This is a genomic window from Janthinobacterium salmonicoloratum (assembly GCF_051380845.1).
In the GTDB taxonomy this organism is placed as follows: domain Bacteria; phylum Pseudomonadota; class Gammaproteobacteria; order Burkholderiales; family Burkholderiaceae_D; genus Janthinobacterium; species Janthinobacterium lividum_F.
Map to the genome: position 1 here is coordinate 1,976,272 of NZ_JBNYXV010000001.1, position 19,844 is coordinate 1,996,115.

The 19,844-nt window shown below is 61.3% G+C and carries 18 protein-coding genes and 1 other RNA gene; 10 read left to right on the forward strand and 9 right to left on the reverse strand.

Annotated features, from left to right (window positions below; translation table 11 throughout):
• Positions 1 to 27: 27 nt before the first annotated feature.
• Complete coding sequence (gene aceE / locus ACQ4WY_RS09175; RefSeq protein ID WP_101482508.1) at positions 28 to 2,724, reverse strand: pyruvate dehydrogenase (acetyl-transferring), homodimeric type; 2,697 nt, start codon at positions 2,722 to 2,724, stop codon at positions 28 to 30.
• A gap of 472 nt (positions 2,725 to 3,196) precedes the next feature.
• On the opposite strand from aceE, the gene folD reads away from it, so the two are divergent.
• The 5 genes from folD to ACQ4WY_RS09200 all read left to right on the forward strand — a co-directional run bounded on the left by folD (position 3,197) and on the right by ACQ4WY_RS09200 (position 8,571).
• A complete protein-coding gene (gene folD / locus ACQ4WY_RS09180) occupies positions 3,197 to 4,042 on the forward strand; it encodes a bifunctional methylenetetrahydrofolate dehydrogenase/methenyltetrahydrofolate cyclohydrolase FolD (RefSeq protein ID WP_436503712.1) in 846 nt (281 codons plus the stop codon).
• A 163-nt stretch (positions 4,043 to 4,205) separates the two neighbouring features.
• Positions 4,206 to 6,275, forward strand: a complete 2,070-nt coding sequence (locus ACQ4WY_RS09185; protein ID WP_436503713.1) for a M3 family metallopeptidase — start codon at positions 4,206 to 4,208, stop codon at positions 6,273 to 6,275.
• An 8-nt stretch (positions 6,276 to 6,283) separates the two neighbouring features.
• Entirely contained in the window at positions 6,284 to 6,709 is a 426-nt protein-coding gene (locus ACQ4WY_RS09190; RefSeq protein WP_436503714.1) for a DNA polymerase III subunit chi, read from the forward strand.
• Complete coding sequence (locus ACQ4WY_RS09195; RefSeq protein ID WP_353660271.1) at positions 6,706 to 7,047, forward strand: DUF2486 family protein; 342 nt, start codon at positions 6,706 to 6,708, stop codon at positions 7,045 to 7,047. The genes ACQ4WY_RS09190 and ACQ4WY_RS09195 overlap by 4 nt, the downstream gene beginning before the upstream one ends.
• Before the next feature lie 381 nt (positions 7,048 to 7,428).
• A complete protein-coding gene (locus tag ACQ4WY_RS09200; protein WP_436503715.1) occupies positions 7,429 to 8,571 on the forward strand; it encodes a branched-chain amino acid ABC transporter substrate-binding protein in 1,143 nt (380 codons plus the stop codon).
• On the opposite strand, the gene ACQ4WY_RS09205 is transcribed toward ACQ4WY_RS09200, so the two are convergent.
• On the reverse strand, positions 8,564 to 9,466 hold the full coding sequence (locus tag ACQ4WY_RS09205) for a LysR family transcriptional regulator (protein ID WP_436503717.1): 903 nt from the start codon (positions 9,464 to 9,466) through the stop codon (positions 8,564 to 8,566). The genes ACQ4WY_RS09200 and ACQ4WY_RS09205 overlap by 8 nt on opposite strands.
• Positions 9,467 to 9,557: 91 nt before the next feature.
• On the opposite strand from ACQ4WY_RS09205, the gene ACQ4WY_RS09210 reads away from it, so the two are divergent.
• Positions 9,558 to 10,556 (forward strand): NAD-dependent epimerase/dehydratase family protein, encoded by a 999-nt coding sequence (locus tag ACQ4WY_RS09210; protein WP_353660268.1) that lies wholly within the window; start codon positions 9,558 to 9,560, stop codon positions 10,554 to 10,556.
• A gap of 21 nt (positions 10,557 to 10,577) precedes the next feature.
• Here the strand turns inward: ACQ4WY_RS09210 and ACQ4WY_RS09215 are convergent, their stop codons facing one another.
• Positions 10,578 to 10,889, reverse strand: coding sequence for a c-type cytochrome (locus tag ACQ4WY_RS09215; RefSeq protein ID WP_034786554.1), 312 nt, complete (start codon positions 10,887 to 10,889; stop codon positions 10,578 to 10,580).
• 220 nt (positions 10,890 to 11,109) lie between these two features.
• Complete coding sequence (gene ilvD, locus ACQ4WY_RS09220; protein ID WP_436503718.1) at positions 11,110 to 12,975, reverse strand: dihydroxy-acid dehydratase; 1,866 nt, start codon at positions 12,973 to 12,975, stop codon at positions 11,110 to 11,112.
• Positions 12,976 to 13,163: 188 nt separating this feature from the next.
• Here ilvD and ACQ4WY_RS09225 point away from each other — a divergent pair, with 188 nt between their 5' ends.
• Together ACQ4WY_RS09225 and lgt are read left to right on the forward strand one after the other, a co-directional pair.
• The gene (locus ACQ4WY_RS09225; RefSeq protein WP_436503719.1) at positions 13,164 to 14,075 is read left to right on the forward strand and encodes a LysR family transcriptional regulator; all 912 of its coding nucleotides are present in this window, start codon (positions 13,164 to 13,166) and stop codon (positions 14,073 to 14,075) included.
• A gap of 79 nt (positions 14,076 to 14,154) precedes the next feature.
• Positions 14,155 to 14,985 (forward strand): prolipoprotein diacylglyceryl transferase, encoded by an 831-nt coding sequence (gene lgt / locus ACQ4WY_RS09230; RefSeq protein ID WP_426089323.1) that lies wholly within the window; start codon positions 14,155 to 14,157, stop codon positions 14,983 to 14,985.
• Positions 14,986 to 14,994: 9 nt separating this feature from the next.
• Here lgt and ACQ4WY_RS09235 read toward each other — a convergent pair whose 3' ends face one another.
• The 5 genes from ACQ4WY_RS09235 to ACQ4WY_RS09255 all read right to left on the reverse strand — a co-directional run bounded on the left by ACQ4WY_RS09235 (position 14,995) and on the right by ACQ4WY_RS09255 (position 17,247).
• Complete coding sequence (locus tag ACQ4WY_RS09235; protein WP_436503721.1) at positions 14,995 to 15,459, reverse strand: EVE domain-containing protein; 465 nt, start codon at positions 15,457 to 15,459, stop codon at positions 14,995 to 14,997.
• Positions 15,460 to 15,537: 78 nt separating this feature from the next.
• Positions 15,538 to 15,715: non-coding RNA, 6S RNA (gene ssrS, locus ACQ4WY_RS09240), on the reverse strand.
• Positions 15,716 to 15,769: 54 nt separating this feature from the next.
• A complete protein-coding gene (locus ACQ4WY_RS09245; protein WP_152250380.1) occupies positions 15,770 to 16,081 on the reverse strand; it encodes a cell division protein ZapA in 312 nt (103 codons plus the stop codon).
• On the reverse strand, positions 16,081 to 16,344 hold the full coding sequence (locus ACQ4WY_RS09250) for a DUF904 domain-containing protein (protein ID WP_099378049.1): 264 nt from the start codon (positions 16,342 to 16,344) through the stop codon (positions 16,081 to 16,083). The genes ACQ4WY_RS09245 and ACQ4WY_RS09250 overlap by 1 nt, the downstream gene beginning before the upstream one ends.
• A 156-nt stretch (positions 16,345 to 16,500) precedes the next feature.
• Positions 16,501 to 17,247, reverse strand: a complete 747-nt coding sequence (locus ACQ4WY_RS09255; protein WP_436503723.1) for a hypothetical protein — start codon at positions 17,245 to 17,247, stop codon at positions 16,501 to 16,503.
• Positions 17,248 to 17,782: 535 nt separating this feature from the next.
• Between ACQ4WY_RS09255 and groES the strand changes: the two genes are divergently transcribed.
• Both groES and groL read left to right on the forward strand, forming a co-directional pair.
• Positions 17,783 to 18,073, forward strand: a complete 291-nt coding sequence (gene groES, locus ACQ4WY_RS09260; RefSeq protein ID WP_010400979.1) for a co-chaperone GroES — start codon at positions 17,783 to 17,785, stop codon at positions 18,071 to 18,073.
• A 50-nt stretch (positions 18,074 to 18,123) separates the two neighbouring features.
• The gene (gene groL / locus ACQ4WY_RS09265) at positions 18,124 to 19,773 is read left to right on the forward strand and encodes a chaperonin GroEL (protein ID WP_010400981.1); all 1,650 of its coding nucleotides are present in this window, start codon (positions 18,124 to 18,126) and stop codon (positions 19,771 to 19,773) included.
• Positions 19,774 to 19,844 lie beyond the last annotated feature (71 nt).

Consider the following 19,844-nt stretch of genomic DNA (forward strand, 5'->3'; position numbering starts at 1 on the left):
CCTGGCATCATCGGGTCCGCACAACGATTACTGGGTCACCGGATTCGGTTTGTTCGCGTCGATGCCGTATTTGGCAATCGCCTGCTCCACCACCGACACGTCGATCTTGCCTTCGTCAGCCAGCGATTTGAGCGCGGCCACGGTGACATAATAACGGTTCACTTCGAAGAACTCGCGCAGCTTGGCGCGGCTGTCCGAGCGGCCAAAGCCATCGGTACCGAGCACTTTATAAGTGCGGCCCTTCGGCATGAAGGCGCGGATCTGTTCTGCAAACGCGCGCATGTAGTCGGTCGTGGCGACGATCGGGCCGTCCGTGTCCTGCATCAGCGACGTCACGTACGGCACGCGCTGCTCTTTCGACGGGTTGACCATGTTCCAGCGTTCCGCATCCTGGCCATCGCGGGCCACCAGGGTCAGCGACGGCGCCGACCACACGTCCGCAGCCACGCCCCAGTCGTTTTGCAACAGCTCGGCGGCGAAGATCGATTCGCGCAGGATGGTGCCGCAACCGATCAGTTGTACGCGCAGCTTGGCGTCAGCCTGGCCTTCCTGCAGCTTGTACATGCCTTTCAGGATGCCTTCTTCCTGGCCTGGCTTGATGCCTGGCTGGGCGTAGTTCTCGTTCATGATCGTGATGTAATAGAACACATCTTCCTGGTTGGCGATCATGCGGCGCAGGCCGTCCTGGATGATGACGGCGACTTCATGGCTGAAGGTCGGATCGTACGGCATGCAGGTCGGGATGGTCGCGGCGAAGATATGGCTGTGGCCATCTTCGTGCTGCAAGCCTTCGCCGTTCAGGGTCGTACGGCCAGCCGTGCCGCCCATCAGGAAACCACGGGCGCGCATGTCGGCCGAAGCCCATACCTGGTCGCCGATGCGCTGGAAGCCGAACATCGAGTAGAAGGTGTAGAACGGGATCATGATGCGGTCGTTGGTCGAATACGACGTCGCCGCGGCGATCCACGAGCTCATGCCGCCCGCTTCGTTGATGCCCTCTTGCAGGATCTGGCCGGCCTTGTCTTCGCGGTAGTACATGACCTGGTCTTTATCGACCGGCTCGTACAACTGGCCTTTCGGGTTGTAGATGCCGATCTGGCGGAACAGGCCTTCCATGCCGAAGGTACGCGATTCATCGACCAGGATAGGTACCACGCGCTGGCCCAGGTTCGGGTCTTTCAGCAGGGTCGAAATGACGCGCACGAACGCTTGCGTGGTCGAGATTTCGCGGCCTTCTGGCGTCGCTTCGAGCACGTTCTTGAACGCGTCCAGGCCAGGCACCGGCAGGGTTTCTTCCGACTTCTGGCGGCGCTGCGGCAGGTAGCCACCCAGGGCCTTGCGGCGCTCGTGCAGGTAAACCATTTCCGGCGCGTCGTCGGCTGGCTTGAAGAACGGGATGTCGGCCAGCTTGTCGTCAGGGATAGGCAGCGAGAAGCGGTCGCGCATTTCGCGGATGGCTTCGTCGTCCAATTTTTTCGTCTGGTGCGCCGTGTTGCGCGCTTCGCCGGACTTGCCCATGCCGTAGCCCTTGATGGTTTTCACCAGCAGGACGGTTGGCTGGCCCTTGTGTTCCTGGGCGATCTTGAAGGCCGCATAGATCTTGTGCGGATCGTGGCCGCCACGGGTCAGGCGCCAGATGTCGTCATCCGTCATGTTGGCAACCATTTCCAGCAGCTTCGGATGCTTGCCGAAGAAGTGTTTGCGCACGTAGGCGCCATCTTTCGCCTTGTAGTTCTGGTATTCGCCGTCGACGGTTTCCATCATCACGCGCTGCAGGATACCTTCCTTGTCCTGTGCCAGCAGGGCGTCCCAGCCCGGACCCCAGATGACCTTGACGACGTTCCAGCCTGCGCCGCGGAATTCGCCTTCCAGCTCCTGGATGATCTTGGTGTTGCCGCGCACAGGGCCGTCCAGGCGCTGCAGGTTGCAGTTAACCACGATGACCAGGTTGTCGAGCATGTCGCGTGCGGCCAGGCCGATCGCGCCCAGGGATTCCGGCTCATCCATCTCGCCATCGCCGCAGAAGGCCCATATCTTGCGGTTGTCGGTTTTCGCGATGCCGCGTGCGTGCAGGTATTTCAGGAAGCGCGCCTGGTAAATCGCCATGTGCGGGCCCAGGCCCATCGACACGGTCGGGAACTGCCAGAAGTCAGGCATCAATTTAGGATGCGGGTACGAGGACAGGCCCTTGCCGTCGACTTCCTTGCGGAAGTTCAGCATTTGCTCTTCCGTCAAGCGGCCTTCCAGGAAGGCGCGCGCGTAGACGCCGGGCGAGGAGTGGCCCTGGATGTACAGCAGGTCGCCGCCGTGGTCGGCCGTTGGCGCGTGCCAGAAATGGTTGAAACCGATGCCCAGCATGTTCGCCAGCGAAGCGAACGAGGACAAGTGGCCGCCCAGGTCGCCGTCGGCGCGGTTGGCCTTGACCACCATGGCCATGGCGTTCCAGCGCATCCACGAGCGCAGGCGCTCTTCGTATTCCAGGTTGCCGGGACAGTGTGCTTCTTGCTTGGTGGGGATGGTATTGACGTAGGCGGTGGTGCTGGAGAATGGGATCTGGGCGCCACGGCGGCGGGCCAGGTCAACCATGCGCTCCATCAGGTAATGCGCGCGTTCCGGACCTTCATTTTCCAGAACGGCTTCGAGCGCGTCCAGCCACTCCTTGGTTTCCTGCATATCCGGGTCGGTGCCGATCTGTGTCGTTACCTGGTTCAGTTGAGCTGACATCTGTTGAGTCTCCTTTGTGAACGCCCCACCCCGATTTTCCGGATCGCTGTCGGACGGTATTTCGCTGATTATTTACTATTAAGTCGGTTTAGTGTGGGGATTCTAACAGCGTATTTACTATTTTTCAAATTACGATATAGCATTTCGTATCGTGAAATCACTCTATGAAATTTATGCTGCACTGCCGCAAATTCTGCCCGAAAACTAAGATGTGCGCACCAGCAAAACGAATTAACACGCCGGTCGCCCGCACAGGCATACCGGGCCAAGCGGGCCTGAAAAATGTCGAGGGCAAGGCGCAGCGACGCAGGCAGTACGCCAGTACGGCAAGGAGCTGCAACGCCGCCATCGGCATTTTCTCAGGCCCGCGTCTCTGGCCCGCTTTTTAACATAACGGCTTGGCGCCAAAACCGCCCCTTTGCGCCGCCCGGCTTTATAATCTGTCTTTTCCCTCCCACACAGCCTCCCTACCATGCCAGCACAACTGATCGACGGAATCGCCCTCTCCCAAAAACTGCGCAGCGAGATCGCCACGCGCGCCGCCGCCCTCACGGCCAAGGGCACCCAGCCCGGCCTGGCCGTGATTCTCGTCGGCGAAGACCCGGCCAGCCAGGTGTACGTCCGCAACAAGGTCAAGGCGTGCGGCGACGTGGGTTTCCACTCGGTGCTGGAAAAATATGAAGCGGACCTGCCGGAAGCGGACTTGCTGGCACGCATCGCCAGCCTGAATGCCGACCCGGCCATCCACGGCATCCTCGTGCAAATGCCATTGCCCAAGCACATCAACCCGCACAAGGTCATCGAAGCGATCGCCACGACGAAAGACGTGGACGGCTATTCCGTCCTGAGCGCCGGTGAACTGATGACGGGCTTGCCCGGCTTCCGCCCTTGCACACCCTACGGTTGCATGAAGTTGATCGAAAGCACGGGCGTGGACTTGCGCGGCAAGCACGCCGTCGTCATCGGCCGCAGCAACACCGTCGGCAAGCCGATGGCACTGCTGCTCTTGCAAGCGAACGCTACCGTCACCATCTGCCATAGTGCAACCCCGGACCTGGGCCTGTACACGCGCCAGGCGGACGTGGTCGTGGCCGCCGTCGGCCGCCGCAACACCCTGACGGCCGACATGGTCAAGCCGGGCGCCATCGTCATCGACGTGGGCATGAACCGCGACGATGAAGGCAAGCTGTGCGGCGATGTAGATTTTGCCGGAGTGAAAGACGTCGCCTCCCACATCACGCCCGTGCCCGGTGGTGTGGGTCCGATGACCATCACGATGTTATTGATGAATACGGTCGAAGCCGCAGAACGTATTTAAAAGAGGAGCACCTGAGAAAATGCCCCTGGCGGCGTTGCAGTGCCTCGCCGTACTATTCGTACTGTCTTCGGCACCGCGCCTTGCCAGGAACGTTTTTCAGGCGCTCTAGTATGCAGGCGGCGTTGCCGCCTGAAGATATAAAGACAGAATGGACGAACCGACGATGAATACCAATCCCCTGCTTGATTTTTCCGGACTGCCACGCTTCGACGCGATCACGCACGAGCATGTCACGCCTGCCATCGATACCCTTTTGGCCCAGGCGCGCGCCACGGTGGCGCGGCTCGAAGCACCCATGGAAGAAGTGAGCTGGGAAAACTTCGTCGCGCCCCAGGACCAGATCGCCGAAACCCTGGGCCGCGCCTGGAGCATCGTCAACCACCTCAATAGCGTGATCGATACGCCGGAACTGCGCGCCGCCTACAATGCCAACCTGCCCAAGGTGACGGAATTCTTGACCGAGCTGGGCCAGAACGAAATTCTCTTCGGCAAATACAAGCAGTTGCAGGCCCGCGCCGATTTTGCCAGCCTGTCACCGGCGCGCCGGCGCATCGTCGACAATGCCGTGCGCGACTTCCGCCTGGGCGGCGCCGAGTTGCCCGAGGATAAGAAAGAGCGCTTTGGCGCCATCCAGGAAGAACTCGCGGCCGTCTCGACGCGTTTTTCCGAAAACGTGCTCGACGCCACCAATGACTACAAGTTGCTGGTCGAGAACGAAGCCGAGCTGGCCGGCTTGCCCGACGACGTGAAGGCCGCCGCGCGCGCCGCCGCCGAAAAGGCGGGCAAGCAAGGCTATGAATTTTCGCTGCACTTCCCGTCTTACTACCCTATCCTGCAATTTGCCGACAATCGCGCGTTGCGCGAAACCATCTACCGCGCCAATGCCACCAAGGCATCGGACCAGGGCGACGTCTTCAGCAAAAAAGAGGACTGGGACAATACGCACAATATCGTCACCTTGTTGCGGCTGCGCAACGAAGAGGCAAAACTGCTCGGCTACGCCAATTTCGCCGAAGTGTCGCTGGTCTCCAAAATGGCGACCTCGCCCGCGCAAGTCATCGCTTTCCTGGAAGACCTGGCCAAGCGCGCGCGCCCGTTCGCCGAGAAGGACCTGGCCGAGCTGAAACAATTCGCCCGGGAAGAACTGGGCATTGCCGAGCTGCAAGCGTGGGACGTGCCTTACGCCTCCGAAAAGCTGCAGGAACGCCGCTATGCGTTCTCGGCCCAGGAAGTAAAACAGTATTTCCCTGAACACAAGGTGATCGACGGCGTGTTCCGCCAGATCCAGAACCTGTTCGCCGTCGAGATCAAGCTTGATACGGCACCCGTCTGGCACCCGGACGTGCGTTTTTACCGCATCGAGCGCGACGGCAAGCTGGTCGGCCAGTTCTACCTGGACCTGTATGCGCGCGCCGGCAAGAGTGGCGGCGCCTGGATGGACGACGCGCGCGGCCGCCGCGCCGACGCGCAGCACGTGCAAACGCCGATCGCCTACCTGACCTGCAATTTCACGGAACCGGCCGTGGTCGCTGGTCAAGCCCAGCCTGCCCTGTTCACCCACGATGAAGTCATCACCCTGTTCCATGAATTCGGCCACGGCCTGCACCATATGCTCACCGTCGTCGACGAGCTGGGCGTGTCGGGCATTGCCGGCGTCGAATGGGATGCCGTGGAACTGCCATCGCAATTCATGGAAAACTTCTGCTGGGAATGGGAAGTGCTCGAACACATGACGGCGCATGCCGTCACGGGCGAGCCGCTGCCGCGCGCGCTGTACGACAAGATGCTGGCGGCCAAGAATTTCCAGTCCGGCTTGCAAACCCTGCGCCAGGTGGAGTTTTCCTTGCTCGACATGCATTTGCACTATGACTACGATGCCAGCACGGGCCAGAGCGTGCAGCAGCTGATCGACGGCGTGCGCGCCAAGTTCGCGCTGCTCATCCCGCCCCCGTTCAACCGCTTCCAGAATTCCTTTGGGCATATCTTCTCCGGCGGCTACGCGGCCGGCTACTACAGCTACAAGTGGGCCGAGGTGCTGTCCGCCGACGCCTATGCGGCGTTTGAAGAAGCCAAGGCGCTGGGACCGGCCGCCACCACGGCAGCGGGCAAGCGCTACCTGCAGGAAATCCTGTCCGTCGGCGGCTCGCGCCCCGCGCTGGAGTCGTTTACGGCCTTCCGTGGCCGCGAACCCTCGATCGACGCCCTGCTGCGCCACAGCGGCATGGCTGCCTGAGCCCCGCCATGAGCCGCGTCGATTTTCACAGCAATGTGCCGGACAAGCTGGCGTATGCCTGCCGTCTGGCGCGCAAGGCCTATATGGCCGGCAACAAGGTCGTCGTGCTGGCGGCCGACAGCACCCAGCTCGACGCCTTGAACAGCGCCATGTGGACCATTTCCGCCACGGATTTCCTGCCGCACGTGCTGGCCGGCGACCCGCTGGCGGCGCAAACGCCCATCATCCTGACCGATGACGAAGCGGCCGAGCTGCCGCACCACGACATCCTCGTCAACCTGTCGCAGTTGCCGCCCGCCAATTACGCGCAATTTCAGCGCGTCTTCGAGATCGTCTCCATGGATGAGCAAGATGCGCAGGCGGGCCGCCAGCGCTTCCTGCACTACCGCCAGCAAAACGTGCAGCCCACCCACTTCGTGGCGGGTAAAGCATGAGCCAGCAGCCATTCGACCAGGGTATCCCCCTGCTGACGGAGGTGCTGCTGGGGCCGGAAGTGGCGCCCCCCATGCCAGTCGAGCCTGCTGTCGAGTTGCCACCGGGCGTCGTGCAGCCCGACTGGGACGCCATCGAACAGCGGCTGACGCAGCGCATCCTGCATCAGGTGCAGGGCAAGATCGACCATCTGCTGGAAGAGCGCATTGCCCACGTCCTGCAGACGGCCCTGCAAAACGCCCTGATCGGCATGCGTGGCGCCCTGCGCGAAGATTTGCAGCAGTCGCTGGAACAGATCGTGGCGCACGCCGTCAGCCATGAACTAGGACATCTGCAGTGACACCTGTCAAAACCTACTGCGCGTCGGTATAGGCGGCCTGCGATGCTCACCGGCTCGGCGCCCCCGTATAAAGTACGGTTGCGCTTCTTAGCCACCTCTCCCTTCCGCTCGCTACGGTTTTGTCAGGTGTTGTCAGTTTCATGACCTTTGAGGTCCGACTTCTCCTACACTTGTATTCTCTCCAACGCCATTCTTTGGTGCGCTCGCGCCTGCGAAATCGGTGCATCGCGCTTCACTTTGGTGATTGTTGCGACAAAATGCAAAAAGCCCGAAATGCGGCTTTGCGCCGCCTGTTTTTTGTTGTACCTTTCTTCACACGTACCGCCAGTCGTAGCGGTTTTCACGAGACGCCGCCGTATCTTTATCCATTGGAGAATGTTTATGCTGCTCAAGACCAAAGTCCTTCCTCTCGCCCTCGCCCTCGCCTTTGCCGGCCATGCGGGCGCACAGGAAATCATCAAGATAGGCCATGTCGCCCCGGTCTCTGGCGCCAGCTCCCACCTGGGCAAGGATAACGAGAACGCGGCCAAGATGGCCATCGAGGATTTGAACGCCAAAGGCTTCAAGATCGACGGCAAAGCCGTGAAATTCGTGCTGGTGCCCGAAGATGACGCGGCCGATCCCAAACAGGGCACGGCCGTGGCGCAAAAGCTCGTCGACGCCAAGGTCAACGGCGTGGTCGGCCACCTGAACTCGGGCACGACGATTCCCGCCTCGCGCATTTACTTCAATGCCGGCATTCCACAGATTTCACCGGCGGCCACCAACCCGACGTACACCCAGCAAAAATTCAACACGGCCTTCCGCGTCGTCGCCAATGACAACAAGCTGGGGGGGACTTTGGGCGCGTATGCCGTGGGCAAGCTGCAGGCGAAGAAAATCGCCGTCATCGATGACCGCACGGCGTACGGCCAGGGCGTGGCGGAACAGTTCGTCAAGGGCGCCAAGAAGGCTGCGCCAAGCGTGCAAATCGTCGGCAAGGAATTTACGAATGCCAACGCCACCGACTTCAATGCCATCCTGACCAGCATCAAATCCAAAAATCCCGACCTGATCTTCTTTGGCGGCATGGATTCCGTGGGCGGCCCCATGCTGCGCCAGATGAAGGCGCTGGGCATCAAGGCCAAGTTCATGGGCGGCGACGGCCTGTGCACGGAACCGCTGGGCAAGCTGGCGGGCGACGCCGTGGGTGAAGACATGGTCACCTGCGCGGAAGCGGGCGGTGTGACGGGCGCGCAGCAAAAAGGCATGGACGATTTCCGCGCCCGCTACAAGCAGAAATACAATATGGAAGTGCAGCTGTACGCGCCATACGTCTACGATGCCGTGATGACCATGGCCACCGCCATGGCCGACGCCAAATCGTCGAAACCATCCGTCTACCTGCCGTTCCTGGCCAAGGTGCACTACCAGGGTGTGACGGGCCCGATCTCGTTCGACGCCAACGGCGACATCAAGGATGGCGCGCTGACGCTCTTCACGTATCGAGACGGCAAGAAGACCAAGATGGAAGTGGTCAAGTAAGCGCTTGGCTGGCAACGTAATCGCGTAATCCTTCGGCCAGCGCGTCGAAGGTGGCGCGGCAGCGCAGGCTGCCGCGCAAGTCTTCGTGCATGGTGACCCAGGTTTCCATCGGTAGCGAAAACGCTTGCGGCAAGACGCGCCGCAGGGCCGGATCGCGCGCCGCCAGGCCCGCCTGGCACACGCCGATGCCGGCGCCCGCCCGTATCAGGGCCAGTTGCGCCAGGTCGCTGTCGCTGCGCCAGGCAAAGTTTTCCCGCGCAAATCCCTGGAAGGCCGCGCCCGCGTTGCGCACGAAAGGGCTCGCCTCGTCGTAGCCGATGACGGCATGTTGAGCCAGATCGGCCAGTGCCAGCGGCGTGCCATGCCGGGCCAGGTAATCCGCGTGCGCATGCAGGCCCAGTTCGATATCGCCCACCTTGCGCGCCACCAACTGCTCCTGGCGGGGCCGCAGCATGCGCACGGCGATGTCCGCTTCCCTGCGCAGCAAATCCTGCACCTTGTTGCTCAATACTAATTCAATGATCAAGCCCGGATGGCGCGCGCGCAGGCGGGCCAGTATCGTCGGCAGCACTTCCACGCCCACCACTTCGCTGGCCGCAATGCGCACGACGCCGGTCACGCCCTGCCCCTGGCTGCTGGCGGCGCGCTCCATCAGGGCGGCAGTATGCTCCATGGTTTCCGCATGGGGACGCAGCGCCAGGGCCACTTCCGTGGGTAGCAAGCCCAGCTGCGAGCGCGTGAACAGGGTCGCGCCCAGCGCCTGCTCGAGCGCGGCGATATGCCGGCCGACGGTGGGCTGCGTGATGCCCAGCGCGCGTGCCGCGCCAGACAGGGAGCCGTGCTTCAGCACGGCCAGCAGCGAACGGTAGTACTCCCAGGCAATCGAGGTGGTCATACATAAATGTATAGCCTGTACTCGATGCTCGTCAATTCCCAATTAGCCATGCGCGGCAGATACTGGCGCCATCAACCACACGGAGGGCAATATGGAAAAAACGGCATTGGTACTGGGCGCCACGGGCGGCATCGGCGGCGAGATGGTGCGCCAGCTCCTGGCGGCGGGCTGGCAGGTGCGCGCCCTGCAGCGGGGAACAACGCTGCCGCCACGGGGAAATAACATCGAGTGGCTGCGCGGCGATGCGCTGTCGCGCGCGGACGTGCTGGCTGCCGCGAAAGGCTGCGCCGTCATCGTGCACGCCGTCAACCCGCCCGGCTACCGCCACTGGGGCCGGCTGGTGCTGCCCATGCTCGACAACACGATCGCGGCAGCGATTGCCGAAAGCGCCACCATCGTATTGCCTGGCACCGTGTACAACTTCGGCCCCGACGCCTTTCCAGTATTGGCGGAAGACGCGCCGCAACGTCCGCTCACGCGCAAGGGCGCCATCCGCGTGGAACTGGAAGCCCGGCTGGAACGGGCAAGCACGCAGGGCGCCAGGGTCTTGATCGTGCGTGCGGGCGACTTCTTCGGCCCCCGCGCCGGCAACAACTGGTTTTCGCAGGGCCTGGTGAAACCGGGCCAGAGCGTGCGCAGCATCCTGTATCCGGGCGCGCCCGGCGTGGGCCACCAGTGGTCCTACCTGCCCGACGTGGCGCGCACGATGCTGCAATTGCTGGCCATGCGCACCACCTTGCCCGCGTTTGCGCGCTTTCACATGGCCGGCCACTGGGACCACGACGGCCAGCAAATGACGGGCGCGATTGCCCGCGTGGTGGAACAAACGACAGGGACCACGCCCGCCATCCGGCGTTTTCCGTGGTGGCTGGTGGCGCTGGCGTCGCCGTTCGTGGCCACCCTGCGCGAAATGCGCGAGATGCGCTATCTGTGGCAAACGCCCTTGTCCATGGATAATGCGCGGCTGCTGGCCGTGCTGGGCCAGGAGCCGCATACGCCGCTCGACGAGGCCGTGCTGGCGACATTGGAGGGCATGGGGAATCTGAAGGCAGCAGACAAAAAAAACGCGCCGGGATTGCCGGCGCGCTGATTGCAGGTGCTGCGGCACAGATTATTTCTGTGCCAATACCCATTTGACCAGGGTGTGGGCTTCCGCATCGCTCACTTGCGGGTTCGCTGGCATCGGGATCGCGCCCCAGGTGCCGGAACCGCCCTTCATGACTTTCGCCACGAGCTTGGCTTCCGCGTCTTTCTGACCAGCGTACTTGGCAGCCACGTCCTTGAACGCAGGGCCCACCAGTTTCGTGCTCACCGCGTGGCAAGCCATGCAGTTCTTTGCTTTCGCCAGGTCCGGATTGGCCAACGCTGCTTGCGATGCCAGAGCCGATACGGCCAATACACTCACCAACATAAAACGTTTCATTGTCTTTTCTCCAAAGTTACTTCCTGCGGCATTTTACTGTGTTTCCGCAGATGCACCACGAGCCCAGATCAAGCGTTTCAATGTAGTAACGCAATGTAGTCAGAAGGCATTCATATTCTGCCCCATCTGCGTCCCCATGACCATGTTGTTTGTAAGGCGATGTAACGACAGCTGGCCCCGCATAGTCAAACGGGGCCGGCCGTCGCACTTACACAACAAATCAGCGTTTCTTCAGCTGCGACAGATCGCGCACGGCGCCGCGGTCGGCCGACGTCGTCAACGCCGCATACGCCTGCAGCGCCTGCGACACGTAGCGCTCGCGGTTGACGGGCAGCCAGGCATCGTCGCCTTTCGCTTCCATGGCGGCGCGGCGCGCGGCCAGCTCGGCATCCGTGACGCGCAGATTGATGCTGCGCTCGGGGATGTCGATGTCGATGAAGTCGCCCTCTTCCACCAGGCCGATGGCGCCGCCTTCGGCCGCTTCCGGCGAGGCGTGGCCGATCACCAGGCCCGAGGAACCGCCCGAGAAGCGCCCGTCCGTGAACAGCGCGCACGCCTTGCCCAGGCCCTTCGATTTGATGTACGAGGTCGGGTACAGCATTTCCTGCATGCCGGGGCCGCCTTTCGGGCCTTCGTAGCGGATGATGACGACATCGCCTTCATGCACCGTATCGGCCAAAATCGCTTCAACAGCGGCATCCTGGCTTTCGAACACGCGCGCCTTGCCCGAGAATTTCAAAATGCTTTCATCGACGCCGGCCGTCTTGACGATGCAGCCCTTTTCGGCCAGGTTGCCGTACAAGACGGCCAGGCCGCCATCCTGCGAATACGCGTGGGCCTTGTCGCGGATGCAGCCCGTGCTGCGGTCCGTGTCGACGGCCGCGAAGCGCTCCGATTGCGAGAATGCCGTCTGCGTCGGCACACCGCCCGGGGCGGCGCGGAACAGTTCATGCACGGCCGGATTGTCCGTGCACATGATGTCGTTTTGCGCGATGGCGTCGGCCAGGGTCGGCGCGTGGATGGTCGGCAGGGTCGTGTTGAGCAGGCCGGCGCGCGCCAGTTCGCCCAGGATGCCCACGATGCCGCCCGCGCGGTGCACGTCTTCGATATGGTATTTGTCCGTCATCGGCGCCACCTTGCACAGGCACGGTACCTTGCGCGAAATGCGGTCGATGTCGGCCATCGTGAATTCCACTTCCGCCTCGTGGGCGGCGGCCAGCAAGTGCAGCACGGTGTTGGTCGAGCCGCCCATGGAGACGTCAAGCGCCATGGCGTTCTCGAAGGCCGCCTTGGAGGCGATGGAACGGGGCAGCACCGAGTAATCGTCCTGCTCGTAGTGGCGCTTGGCCAGTTCGACGATCAGGCGGCCCGCGCGCAGGAACAGCTGCTGGCGGTCCGAGTGCGTGGCCAGGATGGTGCCGTTGCCGGGCAGGGCCAGGCCCAGCGCCTCGGTCAGGCAGTTCATCGAGTTGGCCGTAAACATGCCGGAGCACGAACCGCAGGTCGGACAGGCCGAGCGTTCGATTTCCGCCACGTCGGCATCGGAGACAGTGCTGTCGCCCGCCTTGATCATGGCGTCGACCAGGTCCAGCTTGATGATCTTCTGCGTGCCGTTGACGACCTTGACGACCTTGCCCGCTTCCATCGGGCCGCCCGAGATGAAGACGACGGGGATATTGATGCGCATGGCGGCCATCAGCATGCCCGGCGTGATCTTGTCGCAGTTCGAAATGCAGACCATGGCGTCGGCGCAGTGGGCATTGACCATGTATTCGACGGAATCGGCGATCAGGTCGCGCGAGGGCAGCGAATACAGCATGCCGCCGTGGCCCATGGCGATGCCATCATCGACGGCGATGGTGTTGAATTCCTTGGCCACGCCGCCCGCCGCCTCGATTTCGCGCGCCACCATCTGGCCCAGGTCCTTCAGATGCACGTGGCCGGGCACGAACTGGGTAAACGAGTTGACGACGGCGATGATCGGCTTGTCGAAGTCGCCGTCCTTCATGCCGGTGGCGCGCCACAGGGCGCGGGCGCCAGCCATGTTGCGGCCGTGGGTGGTGGTGCGGGAGCGGTATTGCGGCATGATGGGGACCTTCCGAGAAATGAATAATGCCTGACTGCGCGGATTTTCAACAAAACCCTGCATGCAGTGGGGGTACGTCAGATTGCCTTGCGCGCGCCCCACTGTCAAATATATGATGCACGTTCCTGTGAGTCGATTTACATATCACAGCACTTATTCCACATGGAAATACATATGAAACGTCCAGCATGAACCTTGAGCTGCGCCAGCTGCGCTACTTTGTCACCGTCGCCGAGGAATTGCACTTCGGCCGCGCCGCCGCGCGCCTGCACATGACGCAGCCGCCCCTGTCGCAAACCATCATGGCCCTGGAAGAATTGCTGGGCGCGCCCCTGTTCGTGCGCACGCGCCGCGAGGTGCAACTGACGCCGGCCGGCATGGCCCTGCTGCCCGAGGCGCGCCGGCTGCTGGCGCAGGCGTTCGACTTGCCCGCGCTGGTGCGGCGGGCCGCGCAGGGCGAGGCGGGGCGTTTGAGCCTGGCGTTTGTTTCCTCGGCCGACTACAGCGTATTGCCGCCCTTGCTGCGCGCTTACCAGACGGCTTACCCGCAAGTGCAGATTGCACTGCAGGAAGCCACTTCCGACCTGCAGCTCGATGAATTGCTGGCCGGGCGCACGGACGCGGGCCTGTTGATCCCGCCCCTGCCCGAGAAGGCGAAGGGAGAGCTCGATTACCTGCCCGTGCTGGCCGAGCCGCTGGTACTGGCCGCGCCGTCCGGACTCGACATCTTGACGGCGCCGGGGCCCGTGCGCCTGCGCGATCTGCCGCCCCTGCCCCTGATCATCTTCCCGCGCGCGATCTCTCCCGCCCTGCACGACGCCATCCTCGGCGTGTTCCGCGCGGCCGGCATCACACCGCAGATCGGCCAGGAAGCGATCCAGATGCAAACCATCGTCAGCCTCGTCTCGGCTGGCATGGGCATCGCGCTTGTGCCACAATCGGTATCGAATCTGATGCGCCCCGGCGTAGAATACAGGCCGCTGCAGGACACCACGCCGCTGGTGGAAACGGGCCTGGCCTGGCGCCGCGACAATCCATCCGCCGTGCTGCAAGGTTTCCTGGCCCTGCTGCGCAAGCAGATCAGCGCGACCGCCCATTAAATTAAGTGGCCGCTAAGGCAAAAAACCGCAAGCGCCGCCATACTACGCAACCTTAGCTTTAAACAAAGAAAGAAACCCCATGCTGATACACCCGATGCCCGACCCGATCGCCATACAAATCGGCCCGCTCGCCGTGCACTGGTACGGCCTGATGTATGTGCTGGCCTTTGCCCTGTTCATTATCCTGGGCCGCGTGCGCATCAAGCAGCCGCATATCGCCGTGCTGGGCTGGAAGAAGGAAGACCTCGATGACATGCTGTTCTACGGCATGCTGGGCGTGGTGATCGGCGGGCGCCTGGGCGAAGTGCTGTTCTACCGCCCCGAATACTTCATGCACAATCCGCTCGAGATCTTCATGGTCTGGCATGGCGGCATGTCCTTCCATGGCGGTTTCCTCGGCGTCATCCTGGCAATGTACCTGTGGAGCCGCAAGGCGGGCCGCAACCTGTTCGACGTGCTCGATTTCATCGCGCCGCTGGTGCCGCTCGGTTATGCGGCTGGCCGCCTGGGCAACTTCATCAATGCCGAACTGCCGGGCCGCATCGCGCCGGAAACCCTGCCGTGGGCCATGCAGTGGCCAGGCATTCCGTATCCCGTGCACCCTTCGCCCCTCTACCAGATGCTGGTCGACGGCATTTTGGTCTTCATCATCCTGTGGCTGTATGCGCGCAAGCAGCGCCCGCGCATGGCCGTCGGCGCCATGTTCACCCTGTTGTACGGCTGCGCGCGCTTCTTCACGGAATACTTCCGCACGCCGGACTGGGAAGTCGTGTGGCTGGGCGTGCCGATCACCTCGGGCCAGATGCTGTCCTTGCCGATGATCGTCGGCGCCATCGCCCTGCTGGTGTGGGCGTATAAAAGCCAGGTAATGGGCACGCCGCCCACCAAGGCCCGCGTGGCGGACGCCTGATCGGCCTCCCTATGCCTTCAATCTGTTTGTAATCACTTTCCATTGCGCCGGCGTCACCGGCGTGATGGACAAGCGGCTGCCCTTCTTTAACAGCAGCATGTCTTCCAGTTCCGGCATCTGGCGCATCTCGGACAGGGGCAGCAGCGCCGTCTTCTTCACGCCGCGCACGTCGACGCTGATCCAGCGCGGCTGTTCAGGCGTGGCCTTAGGATCGTAGTATTTACCGCCCACCTCAAACTGGCTGTGATCGGGATACGCGCCGCTGGCCACTTCGGCCACGCCCGCCACGCCCGGCTGCGGGCAGCTCGAGTGATAAAACAGTACGCCATCGCCCGGCTGCATGCCATCGCGCATGAAGTTGCGCGCCTGGTAGTTGCGCACGCCAAACCAGGGCATGGTGTGCTTGGGTGCCGCCATCAGGTCGTCGATGCTCACTTCATCGGGTTCGGATTTCATCAGCCAGTATTGTTTCATGCAGACTCCGTATCACAGCGACAGACGTAAAAAAACGGTTGCGCATGATGCGGCAACCGTTTTCAGTGGTAATGCAAATTGGGCCCCGCCTGTGCCGCTATGCCGGCATCCCGAACCAAACGGTTCAAGGTGGTCACGTTAGTTCAATTTCGGGTTCGTCGAACGAGCGACGCTCACTCCCATCAAACAAAATTCGCAACCGATGCGCATAAATGGTTCAAGGAATATATGGCAATCGCGAACACCGCAGGGTAGACCAGAGTTTACTCCTTTGATCACGCATCGCAAAGAAAAATCGTACCGTGTCCGCTTAAAAAAGGTTTTCCTGGGGCGTCAGCGCGCTATCCAATACTGTGTGCATGGCCGAGATTTTCTGCTTCACTTCCAGTATCGTCAATTCCGACAGCGGGCCTTGCGGCGACTTCACGGAAAGGAATTCTGCGGCCACGCCCAGCGCTGCCAGCACGGCGATGCGGTCGTTACCCTTGACCTTGCCCGCGTCGCGGATGGCTTTCATTTTGCTATCGAGATAGATCGCCGCTTCGCGCAGTGCGCGCTCTTCGCCGTCGCGACACACCATGCTGTAGGACTGGCCCATGATATTGACATCGACACGCGACATTACGCTTCCTTCTCGTTCTCGGCAATATAGGCGCCCGCTTCCGAAGCGGCTTGCTCCAAGCCAGCTTGCACCAGTTCGGGAATTTTTTCCAGCAACGCTTCCACCCGCTCCTGCGCCTCGCGCATGCGTTGCACATACTGCGCGTTGTCGGCGGCCAGCGCAGCATTGTCCTTGCGCAGTTGCGCGTTTTCACGACGCAGCGCATGGGTCATTTCGGCCAGCAGGCCTATTTTGTCGGATAATTCGTTGAATTCGGAAATCATCCCGCCACTATAGGGCGGACGCTCCATGGGCGTCAATCGAATCACGCCGCTGTCACACATATTTACATCAATGCAGGGCAGTTGGCGGACAATACACGATTTTTCCGACGCTTTTCGCCAAGTGCGCGCATCTGCCACCGCCGCGATGGCAGCGTTTTACTCGTCGACGTAATCGGGTTCGATATCGAGTCCGCCATAGCGGTTTTCGCAAGAACGGCGTATCAGCGTCTGTTGTCCGCCCTTGCCGTCAAGCACCATCGTCAAGTCGCGGCAAGTACGGCGGTAGCTGCCAGGTTTGGCGTCCGTCCCTGAAGGCGTCAGGTGTACTGCCAGCGGTGCCGCATTGCCCAAGCCCTTGTTGCTCCACTGGCGCGTCTTGCCATCCTCTTCATCTTTCAAAGTGCGCACGGCAGCCGTCAGCAAGGCTTGTTGTTCCTTGGCATTGAGCTTGGCGATGGTGACGTCGGACAGGAAAGGCGGATACACGACAGGCGCCGGGTCCTTGCCCTGCACATCCCAGTTGCCGCTGTTTTGCGAACAGGTGCGGCGGCTCAGGTCCTGCGCCTTGCCGCCCGCCGTGACGACGAATTTCAGGTCGCGGCAGACGTGCGCCTTCAGGCTGTGTTCCGTCATGCCGGAGTTGCTGAAGTTATACGTGACTTTCACCAGCACGCCACTGTCGCCGCCGTTGTCCCATACATGCGCTTCCTGGTCGTCGTCATCCTTGTTCAAATCGTTGAACAGGTCGTTAAGCAGCATTTTCTTTTCCAGCGGCGTCAGGGTCGCCACGGTGATCTCGTCGACGATGGTGGGCGTTTGCGCGGCGGCATTGCCCAGGCAGGCGAGGCCAAGGACGGTGGCGCCCAGCAGGCGCAGCGCGGGATGGGAAATCGGGAATGGCATGGTGTTCTTTCTCGTGCAAGTGGTGATATGTGGCGATATTGATATGCAATTACAATCATCTTATCAAATTCCATAGTGAAACTCTGTTTCCTGTGCGTACAGGAACGCCCCCCATCCGGACGGCATGCTAGAGTCGCGCCTGTTGCTGACGCCCGGGAAGTTGGCTTGCGCCAGCGCAAACCCTGTGTAAATGCAGGCTGCGCAGAACGTCTATGCTTATCTTTCCGGAGAATAAGCCCTTGAATAAGCCCCCTACCGTCCCTATAATTAGCACTCGTTAGTAGAGAGTGCTAACAAACTCTTTCGTAGCAATCCTCAGGAAATGATGGTGCTTGCCAGACCACTGCAGGGAACGCTACGCGGCGGGCGACGCCGCGATGCACCACTGCCGGATACAAGCAAGGACAGGATGACATGGGGTTTGCTTGACCGTTGCGGGCTGCTTTCAACGGCGGTCACTGAAAGCACGTCTGGCGCTGTGCCAGGCATGTATTCATTTAGCAACACTTATCCATTGAACTTTAAGGAGTTTTGTATGAATCTGCGCCCATTGAACGATCGCGTCATCGTCAAACGCCTCGACCAGGAAACCAAAACTGCGTCCGGCCTCATCATTCCTGATGCAGCTGCTGAAAAACCGGATCAAGGCGAAGTCCTTGCCGTAGGCAATGGCAAGATTCTCGACGACGGCAAAGTGCGTCCTCTGGATGTCAAAGTGGGCGACCGCGTCCTGTTCGGCAAGTACGCCGGCCAAACCGTCAAAGTTGACGGCGATGAGCTGCTGGTCATGCGCGAAGAAGACATCATGGCGATCGTCGTCAAGTAATTGTTTCCACGTTGTAGACAGATACATCCCGAAACTCAGGAGAATTGAACATGGCAGCTAAAGAAGTAGTATTCGGCGACGCAGCGCGCGCCAAGATGGTCGAAGGCGTCAATATCCTCGCCAACGCAGTCAAAGTAACGCTTGGCCCGAAAGGCCGCAACGTGGTCCTGGAGCGCTCGTTCGGCGCCCCTACCGTCACCAAGGATGGTGTATCGGTAGCGAAAGAAGTTGAACTCAAAGACAAGCTCATGAACATGGGCGCGCAAATGGTCAAGGAAGTTGCTTCCCGCACCAGCGACAACGCCGGCGACGGCACCACCACCGCGACCGTGCTGGCACAAGCCATCGTGCGCGAAGGCATGAAGTTCGTAGCCGCCGGCATGAACCCGATGGACCTGAAGCGCGGTATCGACAAGGCAGTTGCTGCGACCGTCGAAGAACTGGCGAAAATCGCCCGTCCTTGCACCACGACCAAGGAAATCGCCCAGGTTGGCGCGATCTCGGCGAACTCGGACTACTCGATCGGCGAGCGTATCGCTGAAGCGATGGAAAAAGTCGGCAAAGAAGGCGTCATCACGGTGGAAGACGGCAAGTCGCTGAACGACGAGCTGGACATCGTTGAAGGTATGCAGTTCGACCGCGGCTACCTGTCGCCATACTTCATCAACAACCCAGAAAAACAAGTTGCCGTACTGGACAGCCCATTCGTCCTGCTGTGCGACAAGAAAATCTCGAACATCCGTGACCTGCTGCCGGTACTGGAACAAGTCGCAAAAGCTGGCCGTCCACTGCTGATCATCGCGGAAGACATCGAAGGCGAAGCGCTGGCGACCCTGGTTGTGAACAACATCCGCGGCATCCTGAAAACTTGCGCAGTGAAAGCACCTGGCTTCGGCGACCGCCGCAAAGCCATGCTGGAAGACATCGCTGTCCTGACCGGCGGCCAAGTGATCGCTGAAGAAGTCGGCCTGACCCTGGAAAAAGTGACCCTGGCCGAACTGGGCCAAGCGAAACGCATCGAAGTGGGCAAGGAAAACACCATCGTCATCGATGGCGCCGGCGAAGCTGCCTCGATCGAAGCACGCGTGAAACAAGTGCGTGTACAGATCGAAGAAGCGACCTCGGACTACGACCGTGAAAAACTGCAAGAGCGCGTAGCCAAACTGGCTGGCGGCGTTGCCGTGATCAAGGTTGGCGCAGCCACCGAAGTCGAAATGAAAGAGAAAAAAGCCCGCGTTGAAGATGCACTGCACGCAACCCGCGCTGCCGTGGAAGAAGGCATCGTGCCAGGCGGCGGCGTAGCCCTGCTGCGCGCACGCGCCAACATCACGGTCAAGGGCGACAATCCTGATCAAGATGCCGGTATCAAGATCGTCCTGCGCGCAATGGAAGAGCCACTGCGCATGATCGTGCAAAACGCTGGCGAAGAAGCTTCGGTCGTCGTGGCAGCCGTACTGGCTGGCACGGGCAACTATGGCTACAACGCTGCCAACGGCACGTATGGCGACATGGTTGAAATGGGCGTCCTGGACCCAGCCAAAGTGACCCGTTCGGCGCTGCAAAACGCCGCTTCGATCGCTTCGCTGATGCTGACAACCGACTGCATGGTCTGCGAAATCGCTGACGACAAAGCAGGCGGCGGCATGGGCGGCGGCATGGGTGGTATGGGCGGCATGGGCGGCATGGACGGTATGATGTAATGTCCGGCGGCCGCGCGCGCAGGCGACGGCATGCGCGGCCGCACACGCCGGTACAGGACAGGCAGACCAAA